This is a genomic window from Alteromonas sp. R7 (genome assembly GCF_055755235.1).
In genome coordinates, this window is record NZ_JBVTQX010000006.1 from 282,735 (window position 1) to 304,978 (window position 22,244).

At 43.8% G+C, this 22,244-nt stretch carries 19 protein-coding genes; 6 read left to right on the forward strand and 13 right to left on the reverse strand.

Annotation, left to right across the window (positions count from 1 at the left end; all coding sequences use genetic code 11):
* Nucleotides 1–235: 235 nt before the first annotated feature.
* The 10 genes from mnmG to rpmH form a co-directional block, all read right to left on the reverse strand.
* Nucleotides 236–2,137 (reverse strand): tRNA uridine-5-carboxymethylaminomethyl(34) synthesis enzyme MnmG, encoded by a 1,902-nt coding sequence (gene mnmG, locus AC0J2X_RS12135; RefSeq protein WP_039228881.1) that lies wholly within the window; start codon nucleotides 2,135–2,137, stop codon nucleotides 236–238.
* Between the two features lie 895 nt (nucleotides 2,138–3,032).
* Nucleotides 3,033–3,860 carry an ATP-binding protein gene (locus AC0J2X_RS12140; RefSeq protein WP_014951458.1) on the reverse strand — a complete coding sequence of 276 codons (828 nt, stop codon included), beginning with the start codon at nucleotides 3,858–3,860 and terminating at the stop codon, nucleotides 3,033–3,035.
* 6 nt (nucleotides 3,861–3,866) lie between these two features.
* Nucleotides 3,867–4,535 (reverse strand): DnaT-like ssDNA-binding domain-containing protein, encoded by a 669-nt coding sequence (locus AC0J2X_RS12145; RefSeq protein WP_278711887.1) that lies wholly within the window; start codon nucleotides 4,533–4,535, stop codon nucleotides 3,867–3,869.
* Nucleotides 4,536–4,562: 27 nt separating this feature from the next.
* The gene (gene mioC / locus AC0J2X_RS12150) at nucleotides 4,563–5,000 is read right to left on the reverse strand and encodes an FMN-binding protein MioC (protein WP_014977843.1); all 438 of its coding nucleotides are present in this window, start codon (nucleotides 4,998–5,000) and stop codon (nucleotides 4,563–4,565) included.
* 97 nt (nucleotides 5,001–5,097) lie between these two features.
* Nucleotides 5,098–6,486 carry a tRNA uridine-5-carboxymethylaminomethyl(34) synthesis GTPase MnmE gene (gene mnmE / locus AC0J2X_RS12155; protein ID WP_014951461.1) on the reverse strand — a complete coding sequence of 463 codons (1,389 nt, stop codon included), beginning with the start codon at nucleotides 6,484–6,486 and terminating at the stop codon, nucleotides 5,098–5,100.
* A gap of 2 nt (nucleotides 6,487–6,488) precedes the next feature.
* On the reverse strand, nucleotides 6,489–6,971 hold the full coding sequence (locus tag AC0J2X_RS12160; RefSeq protein WP_014977844.1) for a YajQ family cyclic di-GMP-binding protein: 483 nt from the start codon (nucleotides 6,969–6,971) through the stop codon (nucleotides 6,489–6,491).
* Nucleotides 6,972–7,035: 64 nt separating this feature from the next.
* Nucleotides 7,036–8,694: a membrane protein insertase YidC gene (gene yidC, locus AC0J2X_RS12165; protein ID WP_069945256.1), complete on the reverse strand. Its 1,659-nt coding sequence runs from the start codon at nucleotides 8,692–8,694 to the stop codon at nucleotides 7,036–7,038.
* 10 nt (nucleotides 8,695–8,704) lie between these two features.
* Nucleotides 8,705–8,953, reverse strand: a complete 249-nt coding sequence (gene yidD / locus AC0J2X_RS12170) for a membrane protein insertion efficiency factor YidD (RefSeq protein WP_014951464.1) — start codon at nucleotides 8,951–8,953, stop codon at nucleotides 8,705–8,707.
* On the reverse strand, nucleotides 8,938–9,297 hold the full coding sequence (gene rnpA / locus AC0J2X_RS12175) for a ribonuclease P protein component (protein WP_015000154.1): 360 nt from the start codon (nucleotides 9,295–9,297) through the stop codon (nucleotides 8,938–8,940). The genes yidD and rnpA overlap by 16 nt, the downstream gene beginning before the upstream one ends.
* 15 nt (nucleotides 9,298–9,312) lie before the next feature.
* Nucleotides 9,313–9,447: a 50S ribosomal protein L34 gene (gene rpmH / locus AC0J2X_RS12180; protein WP_014290886.1), complete on the reverse strand. Its 135-nt coding sequence runs from the start codon at nucleotides 9,445–9,447 to the stop codon at nucleotides 9,313–9,315.
* A gap of 626 nt (nucleotides 9,448–10,073) precedes the next feature.
* On the opposite strand from rpmH, the gene dnaA reads away from it, so the two are divergent.
* From dnaA to AC0J2X_RS12210, 6 genes are all read left to right on the forward strand, one after another.
* Nucleotides 10,074–11,729, forward strand: a complete 1,656-nt coding sequence (gene dnaA, locus AC0J2X_RS12185; protein WP_039228897.1) for a chromosomal replication initiator protein DnaA — start codon at nucleotides 10,074–10,076, stop codon at nucleotides 11,727–11,729.
* Between the two features lie 32 nt (nucleotides 11,730–11,761).
* Complete coding sequence (dnaN, locus tag AC0J2X_RS12190; protein ID WP_012516526.1) at nucleotides 11,762–12,862, forward strand: DNA polymerase III subunit beta; 1,101 nt, start codon at nucleotides 11,762–11,764, stop codon at nucleotides 12,860–12,862.
* Nucleotides 12,863–12,987: 125 nt separating this feature from the next.
* Nucleotides 12,988–14,076 (forward strand): DNA replication/repair protein RecF, encoded by a 1,089-nt coding sequence (recF, locus tag AC0J2X_RS12195; RefSeq protein WP_069943458.1) that lies wholly within the window; start codon nucleotides 12,988–12,990, stop codon nucleotides 14,074–14,076.
* A gap of 8 nt (nucleotides 14,077–14,084) precedes the next feature.
* Complete coding sequence (gene gyrB, locus AC0J2X_RS12200) at nucleotides 14,085–16,505, forward strand: DNA topoisomerase (ATP-hydrolyzing) subunit B (RefSeq protein WP_039234384.1); 2,421 nt, start codon at nucleotides 14,085–14,087, stop codon at nucleotides 16,503–16,505.
* A 179-nt stretch (nucleotides 16,506–16,684) separates the two neighbouring features.
* Complete coding sequence (locus tag AC0J2X_RS12205; RefSeq protein WP_069943459.1) at nucleotides 16,685–17,356, forward strand: hypothetical protein; 672 nt, start codon at nucleotides 16,685–16,687, stop codon at nucleotides 17,354–17,356.
* Nucleotides 17,357–17,400: 44 nt separating this feature from the next.
* A complete protein-coding gene (locus AC0J2X_RS12210) occupies nucleotides 17,401–18,537 on the forward strand; it encodes a hypothetical protein (protein WP_338852771.1) in 1,137 nt (378 codons plus the stop codon).
* Between the two features lie 67 nt (nucleotides 18,538–18,604).
* On the opposite strand, the gene AC0J2X_RS12215 is transcribed toward AC0J2X_RS12210, so the two are convergent.
* The 3 genes from AC0J2X_RS12215 to glyQ all read right to left on the reverse strand — a co-directional run bounded on the left by AC0J2X_RS12215 (nucleotide 18,605) and on the right by glyQ (nucleotide 22,119).
* Nucleotides 18,605–19,048 (reverse strand): putative periplasmic lipoprotein, encoded by a 444-nt coding sequence (locus AC0J2X_RS12215; protein WP_338852772.1) that lies wholly within the window; start codon nucleotides 19,046–19,048, stop codon nucleotides 18,605–18,607.
* Nucleotides 19,049–19,132: 84 nt separating this feature from the next.
* Nucleotides 19,133–21,211 (reverse strand): glycine--tRNA ligase subunit beta, encoded by a 2,079-nt coding sequence (gene glyS / locus AC0J2X_RS12220; protein WP_338852774.1) that lies wholly within the window; start codon nucleotides 21,209–21,211, stop codon nucleotides 19,133–19,135.
* Between the two features lie 2 nt (nucleotides 21,212–21,213).
* A complete protein-coding gene (glyQ, locus tag AC0J2X_RS12225) occupies nucleotides 21,214–22,119 on the reverse strand; it encodes a glycine--tRNA ligase subunit alpha (RefSeq protein ID WP_014947716.1) in 906 nt (301 codons plus the stop codon).
* Nucleotides 22,120–22,244 lie beyond the last annotated feature (125 nt).

A 22,244-nucleotide genomic window follows, 5' to 3' on the forward strand; every position in this document is an offset into this window, starting at 1 on the left:
TAATTTGCCGCTCATTTACAGCCGTTTCTTAATGCAGCTCTTCATGCTCGATACAACTGCACTTGAAGAAGTGCACATAAATTAATCAAAGCCGCACAACGAATGTAAATTGGTGCAATGGGACAGTGTGAAAAGCGCCGAGTTTTTCTAGTTTAGGCAATTATGATTATCATAATACGCCAATAAATAGGAAAAACTAAGCGCTGCGAGTAATGTGTTGAGTTAAGCGCGTGTTTTACGCACTGATTTTCTCTTGCTTGCGCAACATGCCGTGTTTTTTAAGGTAAACCAGCAGTAAAGAGATGGCCGCCGGGGTAATGCCCGAAATACGCGATGCTTTACCGATAGTTTCCGGTCTGGCTTCGGTTAACTTGGCAACAACCTCGTTAGACAAGCCGGAAATCTTGCTGAAGTCCATATCAACCGGCAACAGGGTGTTTTCGTGTCGCTGCGTTTTCGCGATTTCATCCATTTGACGGGCAATGTAGCCGGCGTACTTAATTTGAATTTCCACTTGCTCTGCAGCAATCGGATCTTCAAGACCTGGGCCAACACTTTCAATTTCCATTAACTGACCGTAAGTCATTTCAGGTCGACGGATCAGCTCTTCAAGAGAATGTTCACGACTCACAGGATTTTTCAGCATGGTATTGAGTTCCGGCGTTGCCGCGTGATCAGGGTGGATCCACTGACCGCGTAAACGCTGTAGCTCACTTTCTACCGCTTCCATCTTGTCGTTAAATTTCGCCCAGCGCGCATCATCAACAAGACCAATCTCTCGGCCCATCGCGGTTAAGCGGCTATCGGCATTGTCTTCACGAAGCAGAAGTCTGTATTCTGCACGGCTAGTGAACATGCGGTACGGTTCTTTCGTACCCATGGTAGCTAAGTCGTCGATAAGTACGCCCATGTATGCTTGATCGCGGCGTAAAATCATCGGGTCTTTTTCTTGAACTTGTAGCGCTGCGTTTGCGCCTGCTACTAACCCTTGCGCACCCGCTTCTTCATAGCCAGTGGTACCGTTAATTTGGCCAGCAAAGAACAAACCTCGAATAAACTTCGTTTCCAGTGTTTGTTTCAGATCGCGTGGATCAAAGAAATCATATTCAATCGCATAACCCGGGCGAACAATGTGCGCATTTTCAAAACCTTTGATCGAGCGGACAAGGTTCATCTGTACGTCAAATGGCAAACTGGTTGAAATACCATTTGGATAAACTTCAATGCTGTTTAAACCTTCAGGCTCAACGAAAATTTGATGCGATGTCTTGTCTGCAAAACGAGTGATCTTATCTTCGATGCTTGGGCAATAGCGCGGTCCGATACCTTCGATAACCCCAGTAAACATGGGTGAGCGATCTAATCCCCCGCGAATGATATCGTGGGTTTTTTCGTTAGTGTGGGTGATATAGCACGGGATCTGTGTAGGGTGCATGGTTCTATCACCCATGAACGAAAATACCGGCGTAGGATTGTCACCAGGTTGAGGCTGCATTACAGAAAAATCTAACGAGCGAGCATCAAGTCTTGCTGGTGTCCCAGTTTTTAAACGGTCAACACGAAACGGAAGGGCACGTAGTCTATCTGCAAGTGCGATAGACGGTGGATCGCCGGCACGACCGCCGCGATAGTTTTCCAAGCCAATGTGTATGGTTCCGCCAAGGAAAGTACCCACTGTCAGTACCACTGACTTAGCTTTAAACTTCAAGCCCATTTGCGTAACAACACCGCATACCTGATCGTTTTCAACAATCAGATCATCAACACTTTGTTGAAACAAGGTTAGGTTTTCTTGATTTTCAACAATGTCGCGAATAGCGTTTTTGTAAAGCGTACGGTCCGCTTGCGCACGCGTTGCACGAACCGCTGGGCCTTTAGAAGAATTCAATGTTCTAAACTGAATACCACCTTTGTCGATAGCCAGTGCCATTGCACCACCTAACGCATCGATCTCTTTTACAAGATGGCCTTTACCGATCCCACCAATTGCAGGGTTACACGACATCTGGCCTATCGTCTCAATATTGTGAGTGAGCAACAGCGTATTTGCACCCATGCGAGCAGCTGCAAGTGCCGCTTCTGTACCTGCATGTCCACCACCTACAACGATGACATCAAATGCTTCAGCATAAAACATGGTTAAACCTCACTATTAACTTACGATAAGCCGATTAAAAACTAATTTTTCTTACGCAGAGACTGCTGAAAAAAGGGCGCGTATTTTATCTGACTTATTGGATAAAGAAAATGATTAAATTTTCCTCAAAACCTGTTTTTGAAAAGGTGTGATCGAATTATAAGATCTTAAGATCTCTTTTAGATCTGTTTATTTTTACTTTTATTAGGATCATCAAGATCTGTGGGTAACCGATCAAAGCACATAAAGATCATCAAGTTACGCGATCAATAACATTGGGAAACCCCGATCCATAACCCTACCTCAAACTTGTGTATAAATGGCCTTTTTATCCACACCCCGAATCGTTTGAAAAGTTATTCTTTTTTCGATCAAAGCTTATGCACAGTGGTTTGTAGGATCCTATCCACAGGGGTGATCAAGATGTGATCCAACTGGGGATAAAATGTTTGCTATTTATGTATCGCGATCAAAAGATCGTGTAGATACGTGCGTTATAGCGTGATCACATTGTGGAGGAGATCTTTTCCAAAAGCTGTGATTAGATCGCCCGATCGCATTTATCAACACCTTCAAAAAATGTGCACGTTTTTATGGACGACAAGATTATTTTTTCAAAACAGACCATTTTTCAGGAGAAAAACATAGAAGATGACCAAAATACAGTCACTTTTACAAGGAAGAAGTCAGTCTGTAAGAATGGTTATTTGTTTGACTGAAGGAGTTCGTTGAGTGTATCTATGAATTAAAACAGTATTGTTTTGGTAAAAGTGTGATCAATAGGCTAAGTGATTCGCTATTACCTGGCACAACAGGAACATGCAATAAGGTTTAATGAAGGAAAAGACCTAGCAGAGTAAAGGCTAGGTTTCGAGAGAGAGGAAACCAGGTGCTATTAGCGCACCTGGTTGGGTTGATAGCGTGGCTGTGAAACAGAGCCTTGCATGTCTTCTTGTTCAATGGTTAAGCCTTCACGGCGGCTTGGACCTTGGAACCTAACCTTGTAAGTGTCGTACTCTTTAATCGACTCAAAACAATAGGGGCCAAGGGCATTTTCAAGTTCGGCTAAATTGTGATTGGTGATCAAAATACAGTTTTTCTTGTTTACTAAGCGCTGTCTAAGCAGGTTACCAAACCAACTCTGCGCATTTTTCTTTAACACGCTTTCGTTTACACACACCTCATCAAGAATAAGCAGATCAACGTCTAGCAGTTCCTGATTGATCTCCCTAAAGCGCTGCCCTGCGTTGTCTGAAGCCCCAAAATCAAACGAGAAATTGCGCATTTCAAGCAGTGTAGACAGTTGACGATAAAGCACTGAAATTTCGTACTGCTCTATAAGTTGATGGGCAATGGCACCGGCAATATGTGATTTACCACGACCGTAATCGCCGTAAAACAGCATCATATGCGAGCCGCTTTGACGCCATGCAGGGTCGTCATGGGCAGCAATAAAAGACTGAGCTATCGAAACGGCTTCAATCACATCGTCACTGTCTTCAACTAAGTTGGCGAAGGTCCATTTAGGATTCAGATCAGAACGGCCATGAATAGCCTCTACACGGGCTTTTTTACTACGCTGCTGTAGTTGTGATACTTCTTCGTTCGCTTTCGCCTCGTACTGCTTACGCAGCGTTTTATAGTCGATGTATTCACGATTGGGATCGACGTCTTTGTTGAGCGCTCTCGCTAAATTAGCAATTTTGTCGGTTATACGATCCATAACGAATTAACTCTTCTTAGTTGCGGCATACTTTTCCACCAGCTTTCTAGCATTATCATCTGCTTCTATGCCGGCTGCAACTTTCACTTGTTGCGTTCCCACTACTTTTGTTGGGGCGTAGCCTGAAGCGAGACGCTTGCGCTTGATATTGTTGGCAAACTTTTGTGTCCATTGGAATTCGCTAAACACCGAACTTGGCCTTCCCAACCAATAGGCAATGAATTCACCCACCTCGTTGTCATCAAATGTTTTATCGATAATACCCAGTAGCGAGGCCATTTCTTCAAACAACGCTTTATTGGGCGTCCAATTAGGGGTCATGGCGCTATGACGGGCATGTAGTTGGTCGAAGTCCGATTGTGGCTCGCTTAGAAGCGGAAGAAGTAGGGTTTTCCCGTTGATTGTATGCTCAAGATCAAGTTCAAGGGGCAGGGCAACCAAACCCACTTGTTCAAGCTGCTTCACCAAGCTATTGATTTGACGACCGCGTTGGTAAGGCTCGTCTTTGCTGTCGCCGTTTAGCAAGTTCAATAATTGCTTATAATCAATAGGGGAAGACGATGTCGTTGCCGCATTTGCACCTGTTCGAAGGCCAAGTAAATATAGTACCCGGCAATCGTTAGAAAGGGGAGATTGCAACGCCGCCAGTTCAGCTTGGGTAAGGTTGCTGTTCATCGCATTGGTTCCACGTAAAAACGCTTGTTAAGCATTGGCAAGCTTTTCGTCAAACCATTCTACGGCGGCATCTTCAGGGATAGGGTGTTCTAGCACATCGATGTATAGCGCGTCGGTAATTAACGTGCCACCTGCGTTTTTAATATGCTTTTCCATTTCTTTTGCGCCGAAACAAAAGGTGTCGTAACTTGTGTCACCTAGCCCAATAACGTAGGCATTTACTGCGCTTAAATCCGCGCCCTCTAGCTGTTTTGCGAACGGCTGGATATTGTCAGGTAATTCGCCAGCACCGTGGGTTGATGTACACACGATCCACGTTGATTCTGTTTTAATCTCATCTAAATTTGGTTCAGCGTGAATAGTGTGGGTGTGCCCGCTCGCATCAAGTTTTTCCGCAATGGCATCTGCCACGTATTCTGCGGCGCCTAACATGGTGCCAACGATGATTTCAAAATGCTTGCTCATTATTAGGTTGCTTCTCTATTTACGATTATCGTCTTAACGTAAGTACGGCTTATCCGTTACGTTATTCACCATCTTACTTGTAACTTTATTGGTTGCGCTACTTACCAATACAGAACGATGAAAAAATCTTACCAAGTAGATCGTCTGACGTGAATTCACCGGTTATCTCACATAGTGCCTGGTGAGCCAAGCGCAATTCTTCAGCAAGCAACTCACCCGCCATAGCATCATGCAGTTGTTGTTCGCCAGTGCTTACATAACTGTAGGCTTGGTCGAGTGCATCTATGTGTCGTCTGCGCGCAATAAATTGACCTTCCGTTGTAGTATCGAAGCCCATGGTTTTGGCTAGATGTGCTTTTAGCGTGTCGACACCGCTACCTTCTTTGGCTGATAGATTAATAACTGAGATATCACCTTGCTCGGTGGCAACCGTGCTTTGTCCAATATCTAAGGTACTAAGGTCGGCCTTATTGCGAACTACGGTAACTGGGATGCCTTGTGGCAATCGGGCCATAAATTCTGGCCATATTTCATAAGGGTCGATAACAGCAGTTGCGGTAGAGTCTACAACGAACAATACGTGGTCAGCTTCATTGATAGCTTGCCACGCGCGCTCAATACCAATTTGTTCCACTTTATCTGGGCTTTCTCGAAGTCCTGCTGTGTCGATAATGTGCACCGGCATACCATCAATGTGAATATGCTCTTTAAGCACGTCTCGCGTGGTACCAGCGATATCGGTAACAATGGCGCTATCTCGTCCCGCCAGGGCGTTTAATAAGCTCGATTTACCGGCGTTAGGTCGCCCCGCAATCACCACCTGCATACCTTCGCGCAACAAGGTGCCTTGTTTAGCCTGTTCGCGCACTTTGGTTAAGCTTTGCATAATTGCGCTTAAGTCACCTGATACTTTCCCATCAGATAAGAAATCAATTTCTTCTTCAGGAAAATCGATGGCCGCCTCTACGTACATACGAAGATGCACGATTTGGTCAGATAGCGTTTGAATTTGTGTAGAAAACTCACCCTGTAGCGAGCGCAGCGCACTTTTGGCTGCCTGTTTAGAACTTGCATCAATCAAGTCGGCAATCGCCTCTGCTTGCGCAAGGTCTAATTTATCATTTAAAAAGGCTTGTTCACTGAATTCACCTGGATTGGCAAGCCGGGCATCGCCCGTTGCAAGCACGGCATCAATCAGCATGTCCATGACAACTTGACCGCCATGGCCCTGCAGTTCAAGTACATCTTCACCGGTAAATGAGTTAGGCCCTTTAAAAAACAGTGCTATGCCCTGGTCTATTACGCTGTTGTTAGCATCAACAAACGGCGTATAGGTCGCAAGACGTGGTGTTAGTGCGCTTGGTACTAACGCCTCTGCGATAGCTTTAGCCTTAGGACCTGAAACACGCACAATACCTACGCCGCCACGACCGGGCGCTGTCGCTTGTGCGGTAATAGTGTCGGTAGAAAGGGTGAGTGATTCCATAATTAGTCGCGGAAGTTCTTAAATTGGAAAGGTTGGCCTAAGTTCGACTCTTTAACCAGCGAAATCACTTGCTGCAAATCATCACGCTTTTTACCTGTTACGCGAAGTTCTTCGCCTTGAATAGCCGTTTGCACTTTGATTTTGGCGTCTTTCACCAGCTTCACAATCTTCTTCGCCATCGGCTGTTCAATACCTTCTTTAAAGGTAATGGTCTGACGGTAAGTTCTACCGTGTGCATCGTAGGGTTTAACATCCATAGATGAAGTGTCGACGTTACGTTTAGACATCGCCGTTCTAAACATGCTTTCCATTTGCTGAAGTTGGAATTCAGCTTCAGCTTTCATGACCACGGTTTTATCTTTGTACTCAAAGCTCGCGTCAATACCGCGAAAGTCGAAACGCGTTGATAGCTCACGGCTTGCGTTTTCAGTGGCGTTGCGTACTTCTTCCATGTTGATTTCAGAAACAATATCAAATGATGGCACAGGTTATTCCTCTTAAGACAAAACAGCCCGCATAGGCGGGCTGTATAATTCATTGATCAGCGTGTTATTTACTGCTGATGCCCCGCTTCTCCATTGAAGCATAAATCATTTTGGCTTGAACCAAGGTAATCACGTTACTGACTAGCCAGTATAGTACCAGACCTGCAGGGAACCACAGGAAGAATACACTCATTGCTACCGGCATCCATTGCATGATTTTCTGCTGCATTGGATCAGTAATGGTGGTTGGCTGAAGTTTTTGCAATAGGTACATACTTGCGCCAGTTAGAATTGGCAGCACAAAGTATGGGTCTTTTGTAGAAAGGTCAGTGATCCAAAGCACAAAGTCTGCATGGCGTAGTTCAACACTTTCCATCAGTACCCAGTAAAGCGCAAGGAAGATAGGCATTTGCAGAAGAAGAGGTAAGCAACCGCCCATTGGGTTTACTTTCTCTTTGCGGTAAAGCTCCATCATAGCTTGAGACATTTTTTGTCTGTCGTCGCCAAAACGGTCTTTTAGCTGCTGCATCTTAGGTGCTAAGTTGCGCATACGTGCCATTGACTCGTATTGCTTCTTAGTTAGCCAGTACATCGCGCCTTTCACTACAATAGTGATAAGGATAATTGCCACACCCCAGTTATTAACTAGGCTATGAAGGAAGGTAAGAAGGGCGAACAGCGGCTGTGAAATCCAGAAAAGAATACCGTAATCAACGGTTAGGTCTAATCCGCGCGCAATTTTCGCTAGGCTTTCTTGATCTTTAGGACCCATGTAAAGGGTAGACGCAAGGGTTTTGGTTTCACCAGGCGCTACGCTCTCAGACGGCGATAATACACCAATTACCGCATACTGATTTTTCAGATTACGAGAATAAAGCGTGTTAGTTTGCTCTTGTGAAGGTACCCATGCTGATACAAAGTAATGTTCAAGCATGCCAACCCAACCCGCTTTCGTGGTTTCGCGTAGGTTGTCATCTTCAATCTCGTCGAACGAGTACTTCTGGTAGCGGTCATCTTCCGTTGAAAATGCAGCACCACGGTACGTTGGCATAAACATGTTACCGTCGTCTTCAAACTCCATCACTTGCTTAAGCTGTGCGTACGGTTGAACCGTTGCTGCGCTGCCAGTACCATTTTCCACGCTATAGCTTACGTTTACGTCGTACTGACCTTTAGTGAAAGTGAAGGTTTTAGTAACTGACAAGCCTTGGTTGTTTTTCCATGTAAGAGGAATAACAAGGGTGTCGCCAGTCATTTCATAATAGTCACTTTGTGCATTATACACCGGGCGGCCACTGCTGCTTGCATCAGGCCCTTGAGCACCTATTAGGCCACTTTGCGCTACATAAAGACCGTTGCCAGAGCGAAGTAGGCTGTAAGGAATATCCGAACCTTGCTCTACCGGAAACTTAAGTAAGTCTGCTGATACTACATCGCCGCCTAGCAAATCGATGCGTAAATCAAGCGTATCGGTTTTTACTTCAATAATGCGGTTTGAGCTTTGCGCCGCTGCGATAGGTTGTGCAGCAGGAACGCTATCACTACTAGGTACATCTTCGCTGCCATTTTCATTAAATGACGGTACGCCTTGTGATGTCTCTTGCGTTTGTTGTTGCTCAACAGGCACAACTGGCTGTGGCCCATAATCTTTTTGCCATGATTGCCAAAGCAAAAAGCTAACTAGCGCAAGGCCAATTATCAGAAAACTACGTTGCGATTCCATAGAGGTCTCTTTATTTTGAGTGTTTATCTTGTTGTTTTTCCGGCACTGGATCATATCCGCCGGCATGCAAAGGGTGGCATTTTAATATGCGTTTAATAGATAACCAACCGCCTTTTACTAATCCGTGCGTTTTTAATGCGTCTATAGCATACCAAGAACAAGAAGGATGGAAACGACATCGTTGCCCTAACATAGGGGAAATGAACCATTGATAAAATTTTATCAATGCCAAAGGCACTGCAATTAAGAGTTGCCGCAACGCTTGTTTAATTTTTTCCATAGCTTGTCCAATGTAGCGAAAACTTCTTGGTTGCTAAGGTTGTCAGCGCCAGACTTGCCAATAACGATAATATCGACATTGGGTAAGTTGTGCTGCTTATGCCTAAAACTTTCTCTGACTAATCGCTTCAAACGATTTCTATCGTGAGCTTTACGGATACGTTTTTTCGCGAGCGTAATGCCTAAACGAGGAGTTGAAAGTGTGTTTTTTCTGGCTAGAACAGTAAAAGAGGGAGATACAGCTGGGGTTGCGTTATCAAACACATAGGTAAAGTGGGTGGGAGTTAACAGACGTAACTCCCTAGAAAAATTATTCTCGCCCACTTTGGCGTCTTTCAATTAAGCTGAAAGACGAGCGCGGCCTTTTGCACGGCGAGCTGCTAGTACTTTACGACCATTTTTAGTCGCCATACGAGCACGAAAACCGTGAGAACGCTTGCGCTTTAGATTGCTCGGTTGAAATGTTCTTTTCATGACCAAAGTCTCACTTATATTTAGTTAAACATAGGCGTTTTTGGTAACACATTATGCTGTTGCCAGAACAATGTGGTGTTTTCACCAGAAAAGCCCATCGAAAAAGGACGCTGAATTCTAGAGATCTCGGGGCGTGCTGTCAATGCATATTCTCGCTTTTCGGATGAATAAGTGAACAATTTTTGCATTTTCTAATCGACAGCTTAATCGATAACGCAGTTTTCGTACAAATCGTCTGTGAATAACGCGTAAAATTTGGTTAGGTTATCCACAGTGCGTTGTGAAAAACACAGAGATAGATATAAAAAGCAAGGTGATCTAACGGTTTTTTAGCACAAATTTAGAATGAATTTTTCTCGTTATAGTTTGATTTGATCTAAAAGAAAAAATCTTGCTAATCAGTTGTTTGTTGTTTTGATCGAAAAGATCGATCGGGATCGCCATTTACATTGTGTTGATAAAGTAAGATAATCCACAGCGATTAAAACGATAACTTAATTTCTCGCTGCTACCCAACACTTCCAACGCTATTTTCTTCTAATGGCGCTTTTTAGTGCCTGCTTTCTTTATGCTTGGCTTTTCAGGAGTTGGTTTTTCTAGCGAGTTACGGGAGCTAACTACGTACCATGTCCTTGTGGAACCAATGCCTTGAAAGATTGCGTCAAGAATTACCAACGCAGCAGTTTAGTATGTGGATACGACCGCTTGTTTGTGAAGAACAACAAGGCGTGGTTGCACTCTATGCTCCCAATCGTTTTGTACTTGATTGGGTTAGAGACAAGTACCTGAATAATATTACCGCACTACTAAAAGAGTTTGCCGGAAGTGACGCACCACAATTGCGTTTAGAAGTGATGAATCGCCACAGCGTAAGCCGTAGTCAGCCTGTAAGTACCAGCGGATCTTCGCCTGCTCCAAATACGCCTAATAATCAACCAAGTAAGCCTAGTGCACCTGCGGGCGGTCAAGGGTATCAGAACTATAATACTAGTAATCAGCCTGTTCACAGCGGCAGTAATGGGCAGCACACATCGTCTTATTCACCAATGTCGAATAGCGGTATGCCATCATCGGCAAGCCAAGCGGGTGATCAAGGACAAAACAATGCGTTTTCAAAATCACCTTCATACACACAGGGTATGGATCTAAATGATCGCGGTGCGCAAAACCACGACCGTAATGGATATAATGCATACGCAGATCAAGCGCCAAGATCGTCTACACCGCCGAAAGTGATCCCGATCCCTGAGGCGATGAAGCATAAAAGTAATATTAATCCGACTTATCAATTCGACAACTTTGTCGAAGGTAAATCTAACCAGCTAGCACGTGCGGCTGCAACTCAAGTCGCAAATAACCCAGGCGGTTCTTACAACCCACTGTTTATTTACGGTGGTACGGGCTTAGGTAAAACTCACTTATTACATGCAGTGGGTAATGGCATCGTAGCTAATAACGGTGACGCTAAAATTGTGTATATGCATTCAGAGCGTTTCGTGCAGGATATGGTTAAGGCACTACAAAATAACGCTATAGAGGACTTTAAGCGCTTCTATCGCAGCGTTGATGCGTTACTTATCGATGATATTCAATTCTTTGCTAATAAAGAGCGTTCACAAGAAGAGTTCTTCCACACGTTCAATGCGCTTCTTGAAGGTAACCAACAAATCATCCTTACTTCTGATAGATATCCTAAAGAGATTGATGGGGTAGAGGATCGATTGAAATCGCGCTTCGGTTGGGGTTTAACTATTGCTATAGAGCCACCAGAGCTTGAAACCCGAGTGGCTATTTTAATGCGCAAAGCGGCAGAGAACCGGATTCACTTACCTAATGAAGTGGCGTTCTTTATAGCTAAGCGATTGCGTTCAAACGTACGTGAGCTCGAGGGTGCACTTAACCGTGTTATTGCTAACGCAAACTTTACCGGTCGCCCTATCACTATTGATTTCGTTCGCGAAGCGCTTCGAGACCTTCTCGCGCTTCAAGAAAAATTGGTAACCGTGGATAATATTCAGAAAACCGTCGCAGATTATTATAAGATAAAAGTAGCTGATATTTTGTCTAAACGACGTAGTCGTAGTGTGGCGCGTCCTCGCCAAGTCGCGATGGCGCTGGCCAAAGAACTTACCAACCACAGTTTACCTGAACTAGGAAACGCGTTTGGTGGACGAGACCACACTACGGTTTTACACGCTTGTAGAAAAATAGAGCAGCTAAGAGAAGAAAGTCATGATATAAAAGAGGACTATAAGAACCTCATTAGGACTTTGTCTTCCTAACACCACGACCTTAGAGGCGAGATAGCACTGCGATGAAATTTACTATAAGCCGCGAACAATTTTTACAACCCCTACAGTTGGTATCTGGTGCTGTAGAGCGTAGACACACACTGCCAATTCTTTCCAATGTTCTCATCAAAGTAAGTGAGGACGCACTTTGGCTTACTGGTACAGATTTAGAGGTAGAACTAATTTCTAGCGTGAAATTAGAAGGTGAATTCACGGAAGGTGAAATTACTGTTCCTGCTAAAAAGCTGTTTGATATAATTCGCGGTATTTCTGAAGGAACAGATATTCATTTCTCGTTAGACGGCAGCAAAGCACTTATTCGTGCCGGTCGAGGTCGTTATACGCTTTCTACTTTATCTGCCAACGACTACCCAAATCTAGAAGACTGGGAAGGCGAAGTTGAGTTTGAATTATCGTGCAGTGATCTAAAACGTCTTATCGATGCAACGAGCTTCTCAATGGCTCAGCAAGACGTACGTTATTACTTAAATGGTATGTCCCTTGAAACGGAAGAGAATATCATTCGTACCGTTGCAACAGACGGTCACCGTCTTGCTCTTTGTCGCCTAAACTACGAGACCGCTTTGCCATCTCGTCAGGTGATTATTCCACGTAAAGGCGTGTTAGAAATTTCTCGTCTTATTAGCGAAGATGATAAATCTCTTAAGGTGCAAATAGGCGCCAACCATCTTCGAATTTTCTCAAACGATTTCATTTTCACTTCGAAATTAGTTGATGGCAGATTTCCTGATTATCGCCGTGTTTTACCTCAAAATGGCGACAAGGAAATTATTGCGAGCAAAGCCGTATTAAAAGAAGCATTTTCACGTGCGGCCATTCTATCTAACGAAAAGTTTAGAGGCGTACGATTAAACTTGTCTTCTGGTGAGCTTAAGATAACGGCTAATAACCCAGAGCAAGAAGAAGCGGAAGAAATCGTTGATGTTCAATATCAAGGTGACGATTTAGAAATTGGCTTTAACGTTGCCTATTTAATTGACGTATTGAATGCGCTTGGATCTGATGGTGTTAAAGTTAGCCTATCAGACTCAAACGCAAGTGCGCTAATCGAAGATGATGCTGATGACGCCGCGTTATACGTTATTATGCCAATGCGACTGTAGTCACTACTACATTAAGTGTTTGCAGCGTTTCGCATATCCCACGTTATTTTGTTATTTAAATTATCAATTCAAGAAGCGATGAGTGTTGATACTCCTCGCTTCTTTTCTTTCATCAGTGTGACCTCATGAAACTGGACCGCGTCCAGATTACACAGTTTCGTAATCTTACTTCCGTATCACTTTCTCCTTCTCCAGCGTTGACTATCATTAAAGGCGTGAATGGGAGTGGGAAATCCTCGTTAATCGAAGCACTTTATTACCTAGGCTTTGGACGTTCTTTTAGAACAAATAAACACGGTTCGGTTATTCAAAATGAGAAGGACAGCTTCAGTGTTTTCGCGTCATGCAAAACTGAAGAAGGGGATGAATTAAAGCTAGGTTTTCAACGAAGTAGAAACGAGACATTCACCTGTAGTATTAACGGTGAGCATTCAAATAAGTTATCAGATTTAGTTAGTTTGGTACCACTTCAACTTTTTACTCCGCAGAGTACTGACCTTATAATTGGTTCGCCTTCCGAGCGTCGACGTTTTTGTGATTGGGGATTGTTTCACGTGAAACATCAGTTTCAATCACTTGCTAATCAGTATGGTAAATTTTTAAAACATAGAAATGCCTTACTGAAACAGCAGGCAAATTTAAGCGCACCACAAAATCAATATTGGGAGTCTCAGTTCTCAGAACTAGGTGAGGCTCTATCGGCTACTCGTCAGGAATATGTGGATACCCTTACGCCTATTTTTAAGCAGTACGCGCAAGAATTTCTTCCTAACTTCGATGTGGAATTAAGTTACTATAAAGGGTGGGAAAAAGATGTCGGTTTATCAGAAAGCCTAGTTAAAAAACGTGAGTATGATGGTAAAATAGGACATACCTCTTCTGGGCCCCATAAAGCCGATTTACGGCTTAAAGTAAATGGGGTAAACGCCCAGGAGCTTTTATCGAGAGGACAGCTTAGAATGGCTGTGGCAGCGCTTCAAATGTCACAAACTAAGCTATTTAATAAGGCAACGCAGCGTAAAAGTATCTTTTTGCTTGATGATGTTGGTGCCGAACTAGATGCCGATAAAAGAGAACAATTTATTGATGGGTTGCTCAAAATGGATACGCAGGTTTTCGTTACTGCAATAGAATCCACGCAACTCGCTTTTATACAAAAATACAACGAAAAGAAAATGTTTCACGTGGAACATGGAAGCGTGAAAGAGGAGTAAAAGCTAGTATGTCAGCAGAGAACAACTACGACTCGTCCAGTATTAAAGTACTTAAAGGATTAGATGCCGTAAGAAAGCGTCCTGGTATGTATATCGGTGATACTGATGATGGTACCGGATTACACCACATGGTTTTCGAGGTGGTCGATAACTCTATCGATGAAGCACTTGCTGGACATTGTTCTGAGATTACTGTGCTCATTCACAGCGATGGCTCAGTATCTGTGTCTGACGATGGACGTGGTATACCAACTGAATTGCACCCAGAAGAGGGTGTGTCTGCAGCTGAAGTTATTATGACGGTTCTTCACGCCGGCGGTAAGTTCGACGATAACTCTTATAAAGTGTCGGGCGGTTTGCACGGTGTAGGTGTATCAGTAGTAAACGCACTTTCAAGCCGACTGAAGCTTCGTATTCGTCGCGGTGGTAAAGCGCATGAACAAGAATATCATCATGGTGTTCCACAGGCGCCACTAGCAGTAACAGGCGATACTGACAAAACGGGAACTATGATCCGTTTCTGGCCAAGTTCAGACACCTTCACAGATACGCTTTACCACTACGATATTCTTGCTAAACGTCTTCGTGAACTATCATTTTTGAACTCTGGTGTGTCTATTCGCTTGAAAGACGAACGCGATGGAAAAGAAGACCACTTCATGTACGAAGGTGGAATCAAAGCGTTCGTTGAGTACCTAAATGAAAAGAAAACACCTGTTCACCAGAAAGTGTTTCATTTCAGCAGTGAACAAGAAGACGGTATTGCAGTAGAAGTAGCGATGCAATGGAACGATAGTTTCCAAGAGAACGTGTTCTGTTTCACCAACAACATTCCTCAGCGCGACGGCGGTACTCACTTGGCGGGCTTCCGTGGAGCGTTGACGCGTACATTGAATAACTACATGGAAAAGGAAGGCCTGAACAAAAAGGCTAAAACGAATGCCAGTGGTGACGACGCGCGTGAAGGTCTAACCGCGGTTATTTCCGTTAAAGTACCAGATCCAAAATTCAGCTCACAGACTAAAGATAAGCTTGTATCTTCTGAAGTTCGTCCAGCTGTTGAATCGGCAATGAATGAAAAGCTAGCAGAGTTCTTATTAGAAAACCCTGCAGAAAGTAAAATTATTGCGGGTAAGATTATTGATGCTGCTCGTGCTCGTGAAGCTGCACGAAAGGCCCGTGAAATGACACGCCGTAAAGGTGCGCTCGACTTGGCTGGTCTGCCGGGTAAGCTAGCTGACTGTCAGGAAAAAGATCCTGCACTTAGTGAATTATACATAGTGGAGGGAGACTCTGCGGGCGGTTCAGCTAAGCAGGGTCGTAACCGTAAAAACCAAGCTATTCTGCCGCTTAAAGGTAAAATCCTAAACGTTGAGAAAGCGCGTTTTGATAAGATGCTTTCTTCTCAGGAAGTTGCGACGCTTATCACGGCACTAGGTTGTGGTATCGGTCGTGACGAGTATGACCCTGAAAAATTACGCTATCACAGCATCATTATCATGACCGATGCTGACGTAGATGGTTCTCACATTCGTACGCTTCTACTCACATTTTTCTATCGTCAAATGCCTGAAATCATTGAGCGTGGATATGTATATATTGCACAGCCACCGCTATACAAAGTGAAGAAGGGTAAACAAGAGCAGTATCTTAAAGATGACGATGCGCTAACTAACTACCTAACATCAATCGCAATTGACGGTGCGTCTTTGCACACCAGCGATGAAGACCCAGGTATTAGTGGTGTAGGCCTTGAAAACCTTGTTAAGCAGTACCAATCGGTAGAGAAGATGATTGCACGTATGAAACGTCTTATGCCTGCATCTATCCTCTACAGAATGCTTTACACGCCTACGCTAAACCTTGAAGACCTTAAAGATCAATCTGCACTAGAGCATGTGGCGAAACACTTCGTAGAGCAGCTTACAGAGCGCGAAAACGATGGTGCTACATACCGTTATGAAATTCGCACTGATGCTGAGCTTAGCGAGTACTACATTACAATCATTATGCGTATGCACGGTATCGATTATGAGTACGTTATCGATCATGAGTTTATCGAGTCGTCTGAATATCAGCGCCTTAAAGAGCTTAACCTTGCCATTAACGACATGATGGGCAAAGACGCCTATATTCAGCGTGGCGAGCGTAGACAGCCAGTTGAGTCTTTCAAAGAAGCCCTAGAGTGGCTAATGAATGAAGCGAAACGCGGCCAATACATTCAGCGCTATAAAGGGCTAGGTGAGATGAACCCTGAGCAACTATGGGAAACCACCATGGACCCAGAAAGCCGCCGTATGCTTCAAGTTACCATTGAGGATGCCATTGGTTGTGACCAGCTGTTCACTACATTGATGGGTGACCAAGTTGAGCCTCGTCGAGAGTTTATCGAAGCTAATGCGCTTAAAGTGGAAAACTTAGACGTGTAGATTATTTATTTAATGATGCATATTTTAAAAACGACCCAGGTAGGGTCGTTTTTTTTTGTGTACAAAAATGTATCTTAACGAAATATTGAAGAGCCTTACAAAAGAGTAAAAGTTGTTCTAGTATAAATTTATGTGACAAGCTGATAAGTGGTCTTATCAACTAAAACAGGGACATATAAATGACAGGACGTTTGTGTATTATTTCCATCTTCGTTGCGTTTTTAATAATAGGCTGTTCAAAACAGGCTGGACTTACAGAGTCTCAGATTCGACTATCAGAGGCCAAGAAAGCCCAGGCTGTTCTCATTGAAAAAGCGAACATCATTCTAGATACCAAAGTTAAAGGTATTTTTCTAGAAGATTTAAACCACATTTCTTATGCGAGTGAAATAGCACTTCGTGCTAAGCAAGTATTTATTGATGCCAAAATTAACCTTAAGAGCGAAAGCTTAGCAGCCCTTGATAATCGAATTGGTTCTTATGTAAATAGTGCAGGCCTAACAGCAGTAAAGCTGCTGCACCAGTCAGTAGATATGACGGTAAGCTTCAAGAAAGACATAGAAGATATGCCACTACAGCCACTAACCAGTAATAGTACGTCGACAAGTGATGGCATGGTGAAATTTTTGGCTAAGCAATACAGCGTTGATATTAAATCATGTTGTATATCTGATTTGAAAGATATCGCCATATTTTTGAGTCAAGTAGACGAGCTGGAGCATTACCCGTTGAGAAAAATGATTGCGAATGTAGAGGTAAGATTATCAAGCGTCTTAAGGCACCCTGAAACCGCGAAGAAATACAAAAATGAAATAAATGCGATAGGTGAGCAATATAAAAATACTCAATAAGCAAATAAACGTTAAATAATGGACATAAAGGGATGGAAAATATTATGGAAAAAACAGTCATTGCATGCATGGGATTGCTAATGCTCCACACGGTACCAAGCGCATTAGCACAAACTAATTATAAGATTGTAGATAATGCCGATAAATCGGTAACAGTGACAAACGGAGCAGAAAAAGAAACCGTGCTAGTCATTGAAGACGAGGTAAAGTTTTCTATATCTCGAACACCAAGTATCAATAAATCCCAGCCACCGCTACAGAACAATAATATCTCCCTTAAAGGTGGTGTATTTGGCTTAACAATCAATGAAAGTGTAACAAGTATGCTGAGCGTACTCGGTACACCTACGTCAACGTATAGCGTTAACGAAGACACCGTGCTGTATTCTTATGGGAGAAACCTTTGGGTGGTGACCCACAAAGGAATAGTAAAAAAAGTGACTACAGAAAATCACTGGGTATCAACAACCCTTACTAATTCTATTGCCTTTGATAACCGGTTTAACAGCGATTGGCTAATAAAAGAGAAAGTCGGCTACGAGACTAAAAAGGCGGAATTGTTAAAACAGTTGCCTGAGGGGAATCAAATTGAAAGAGGCAAATACCGATTTACTCTGAAAAAGGAAGCTGATGTAAATCTTGATGTAATAATAGATTTGAAAATTATAAACGGTGAAAAGGAATGGCTAGTTAACGGCTTCGAGTATGGATATACGGATACTGCTTATATAAAAGATTCAAGCAATGAAACTGAGAAAGCACATCAATACAATGAAGTTATCGCTTTTGTTGACAGTAAGCGTAAACAGGGTGAAACCATAACGATAGAGCAATTAGATGAGCAGGGGTTTCGTCCAATTTTTGATGCTTATGCGGATAACGGTGATGTTATTCAAGTATATGGCAACCATCTTGTACTGAACTTTAGTTATCAAGAACTAAGTAAGTTATCTGTTTACGAAAGTGTGTTTAGAAACAAACAGAATCTAGAAGATTGGAAGTTTGCAGAGCACTATTTTGAACAACCTAGCACTGAGGTTAAGGCGCTTTACGGTGATGAAGTAATGGGTAATGACGATTATTGGCAGGTATTTCTAGATGATGCAAAGTACGATCTATATTTCGTTGAAAACGATGATGGGGCAATGATGCTAGCCGAACTTGAAATAGAATTCTTTTAAATACCTGCTGCGAAAAAGACTAAAAGCGATCTTTCTCGCAGAAGGTGAATAGTTAAACCTAAGCTAACTACAATTTAGACACGACCAAGGCGACTTCCCCCGCACTTGCTGCTGTTGCTGTAAAGCGATAGGTGCCAGTTGAGGAGGGGGTAAATTGCAAGTTCTCTGAGCCCTGTTCGCAGACTAAATAAACAGTGGAGCCTAACATTACAGGCTGCCCTTTATATTTGCCGCCACAGCTTTGTGAGGGCGTCCATTTTGCATCTGACAACCTAAAATCATAAGGTTGTCCGTCGGCTATGAGTTCAACGTCTACTGTCCAGCCTGAATTTGATCGTTTAAACTTGTAACTTGGGTCAGCCTCCCACCAGTTAAATACACCTCTAAGAAACATGTTTTCGAATTGAATACGAGGCACGTCCGGTGCTATTTCTGGAATTTTAAAACTTCCACTGCTTGAGCATGCTGAAAGTGTTATGCACATAGAAGCAATAGTTAGTAACTTTTTCACAGCGTCTCCATTTATAAAAAAGCCCAACGTTAAGGCTGGGCTCTTTGTTTTTCACGGCATAAAACCGCGTTAACTCTTACTAGCCTACGACTTCGCGAGAATAGATATATCTGCGGTAGTAAGGAAAAGTTGCCTTAAAAGCGACAGTAAAGCAAGTCGGTTATTCTTAACCGCTTCGTCATCAGCCATAACCATTACGTTATCGAAGAAGTTATCGATTACATTACGTAAGGTTGCAAGCGCAGTAAGAATACGCGTATAGTCCTGTGAAGGAACAGCAATATCAACTTCTTTCTGTGCGGCTTTCAGCTCAACATAAAGCGCTTTTTCAGCTTCTTCGGCTAACAGTGACTCATCAATATTCACTGAGTCTGTTACTTCAACGTTTTGCTTAGCAAGGATGTTTGCAACACGCTTGTTAGCGGCAGCTAGCGCTTCGGCTTCTTCCAATGCTCTGAACTTATCTACTGCATGAACTCGGGCTAAGTAGTCAGCTGGCTTAGTAGGGCGACGAGCAGCAACTGCCTGAATAACGTCAATGGCGATAGCTTGATCTTGTAGGAGCGCAGTAAATCGACCCAATACAAAATCAACAACCTGAGCTTGTGTTTCAGCATTTGTTAACTTATCGCCATACACATCGATAGCTTTGCTTACTAGCGTTTCAAGATCTAGCGGCAGTGACAGCTCAGTGACAATACGTAGTACACCGATAGCTGCACGACGAAGCGCAAATGGGTCTTTATCACCCTTAGGTAACTGGCCAATACCAAAAATACCCACAAGAGTATCTAGTTTGTCAGCAAGCGCGACCGACGCGCTAACGCCTGAACTAGGAAGTGCGTCACCAGCAAAACGCGGCATGTATTGTTCATACAGTGCTTCTGCAACAGGCGCATCTTCACCGTCGTTTAGCGCATAGTATTTACCCATAACACCTTGAACGTCAGGGAACTCCATAACCATGTTCGACATCAAGTCGGTTTTAGCTAGAAGACCTGCTCGTGCAGCTTGTGTTTCATTCGCATCTACTTGCGACGCAATAAACGCCGATAGGGCAGATATACGCTCAGACTTTTCTTTTAGCGTGCCAAGCTGTTTTTGGAACAACACGGTTTCTAAACTTTCAAGGCGGCTTTCTAATGTCGTCTTTTTATCGCTGTTAAAGAAGAACTCAGCGTCTGCAAGACGAGGGCGGATAACCTTTTCATTGCCAGAAATAACTTGAGACGCATCGCGACTTTCGATATTCGTTACAAATAAGAAAGTGTTTGAAAGTGCACCATCGCTATCTAGCAGCGGCACATATTTTTGGTCGTCTTTCATGGTATAGATAAGCGCTTCTTTCGGTACTGCCAAGAAAGCCTCATCAAACCCAGCTTGAAGTACAACCGGCCACTCTACAAGTGACGCGATTTCTTCTAGTAAGTCTTCATTATAGTCTGGCTTAAGCGACAAGCTTTGCGCTGCGTCTTCAAGCTGCTGACGCACTTTATCTTTACGCGCCTCAAAATCTGCCAGCACATATTGTTGCTCTAGGGCAGAGGCGTAATTGTCAGCATGATCCAGTTCAAAGCGACCTTCGCCGTGGAATCGGTGACCCTGAACAACGCGGCCGCTTGTTAGGCCCAATACAGAAACGTTAACCACTTCGCTTCCGTAAAGCACGCAAAGGGTGTGAACCGGGCGTATAAACTGAGTGTTGTAATTACCCCAACGCATTGGCTTTGGAATAGGTAGCTTGCTTACCGCTTGGTTTATCAGCCCTTCTAGAAGCTCTGCAACTAATTGCCCTGGAACGTGGGCTTTATGAAGTAACCACTCTCCTTTGTCAGTTACAAGGCGTTCTGCGTCAGCAACGTCAATGCCGTTACCGCGAGCCCAACCTTGTGCTGCTTTAGTGGGATTACCGTCGGCGTCAAACGCGGCTGATACTGCTGGGCCGCGTTTCTCTACTACTTTGTCAGCCTGACCTTCAGCAAGACCTGAAACATAAACGGCTAAGCGGCGAGGGGCGGCAAACCAGCTGACTGAATCAAAGCTTAAGTCAGCTTGCGTAAGCGCAGCTTCAAACTGCGTGGCGAAGGCTTCACCTAAAGACTTAAGCGCTTTTGGTGGGAGTTCTTCAGTACCTAATTCAACTAAACAATTTTCTGTACGCACGCTTATGCCTCCTTGTTACATAGTGGGAAGCCAAGTGCTTCACGTGCTTGGTAATAGCTTTCTGCACACGCTTTGGCTAGCGTTCGAACGCGAAGAATATAGCGCTGGCGTTCAGTCACTGAGATAGCATGACGAGCATCAAGCAAGTTAAATGCGTGTGACGCCTTCATAACCTGCTCATAGGCAGGAAGTGGAAGGTTGTTTTCGATAAGCTTTTTGCTTTCTGCTTCACATTCGTCGAAGGTTCTAAATAAGGCTTCAACGTTGGCGTGTTCGAAGTTATACGTCGATTGTTCTACTTCGTTTTGATGGAACACGTCGCCATAGGTCACTTTGCCCATAGGGCCGTCAGTCCAAACCAGGTCGTAGATACTATCTACACCTTGAACGTACATGGCGAGTCGCTCTAAGCCGTAGGTAATTTCGCCGGTAACAGGCTTACACTCTAGACCGCCTACCTGCTGGAAGTACGTAAACTGAGTTACTTCCATGCCGTTTAGCCACACTTCCCAACCTAGACCCCATGCACCAAGCGTGGGTGATTCCCAGTTGTCTTCTACGAAGCGAATGTCATGAACCAGCGGATCGAAACCTAACTCTTTCAAAGAGCCCAAGTACAACTCCTGAATATTGTCAGGTGAAGGCTTAAGCATTACTTGGAACTGATAGTAATGTTGTAAGCGGTTTGGGTTCTCACCGTAACGACCATCGGTTGGTCTACGGCACGGTTGAACATAGGCGCTACTCATTGGCTCTGGACCTAAAGAACGTAGGAACGTCATAGGGTGAAAAGTACCGGCACCCACTTCCATATCCAGAGGCTGAATAATAACGCAGCCCTGACGCGCCCAATAATCTTGAAGCGCAAGGATCAACCCTTGAAAGGTCTTAATATCGTATTTCTGCATACATCCGCTGCTTATTAGTTATCTGACTTAAAATAAAGGTGGGATAGTATACAATTTGTGAGGCATAGTATGTAGGTGTAAAGGGTGAAAAAACGTCACGAATAAAGCCAATATGCCACTTCACA

Bases quoted from the DNA above. Each gene is read 5' to 3' on its own strand.
- AC0J2X_RS12140 (WP_014951458.1), bottom strand. From the start codon at position 3,860: ATGGATCGTATAACCGACAAAATTGCTAATTTAGCGAGAGCGCTCAAC.
- dnaN (WP_012516526.1), top strand. From the start codon at position 11,762: ATGAAATTTACTATAAGCCGCGAACAATTTTTACAACCCCTACAGTTG.
- mnmE (WP_014951461.1), bottom strand. From the start codon at position 6,486: ATGGAATCACTCACCCTTTCTACCGACACTATTACCGCACAAGCGACA.
- yidC (WP_069945256.1), bottom strand. From the start codon at position 8,694: ATGGAATCGCAACGTAGTTTTCTGATAATTGGCCTTGCGCTAGTTAGC.
- recF (WP_069943458.1), top strand. From the start codon at position 12,988: ATGAAACTGGACCGCGTCCAGATTACACAGTTTCGTAATCTTACTTCC.
- AC0J2X_RS12210 (WP_338852771.1), top strand. From the start codon at position 17,401: ATGGAAAAAACAGTCATTGCATGCATGGGATTGCTAATGCTCCACACG.
- mnmG (WP_039228881.1), bottom strand. From the start codon at position 2,137: ATGTTTTATGCTGAAGCATTTGATGTCATCGTTGTAGGTGGTGGACAT.
- glyQ (WP_014947716.1), bottom strand. From the start codon at position 22,119: ATGCAGAAATACGATATTAAGACCTTTCAAGGGTTGATCCTTGCGCTT.
- gyrB (WP_039234384.1), top strand. From the start codon at position 14,085: ATGTCAGCAGAGAACAACTACGACTCGTCCAGTATTAAAGTACTTAAA.
- AC0J2X_RS12205 (WP_069943459.1), top strand. From the start codon at position 16,685: ATGACAGGACGTTTGTGTATTATTTCCATCTTCGTTGCGTTTTTAATA.
- rpmH (WP_014290886.1), bottom strand. From the start codon at position 9,447: ATGAAAAGAACATTTCAACCGAGCAATCTAAAGCGCAAGCGTTCTCAC.
- AC0J2X_RS12145 (WP_278711887.1), bottom strand. From the start codon at position 4,535: ATGAACAGCAACCTTACCCAAGCTGAACTGGCGGCGTTGCAATCTCCC.
- dnaA (WP_039228897.1), top strand. From the start codon at position 10,074: ATGTCCTTGTGGAACCAATGCCTTGAAAGATTGCGTCAAGAATTACCA.
- mioC (WP_014977843.1), bottom strand. From the start codon at position 5,000: ATGAGCAAGCATTTTGAAATCATCGTTGGCACCATGTTAGGCGCCGCA.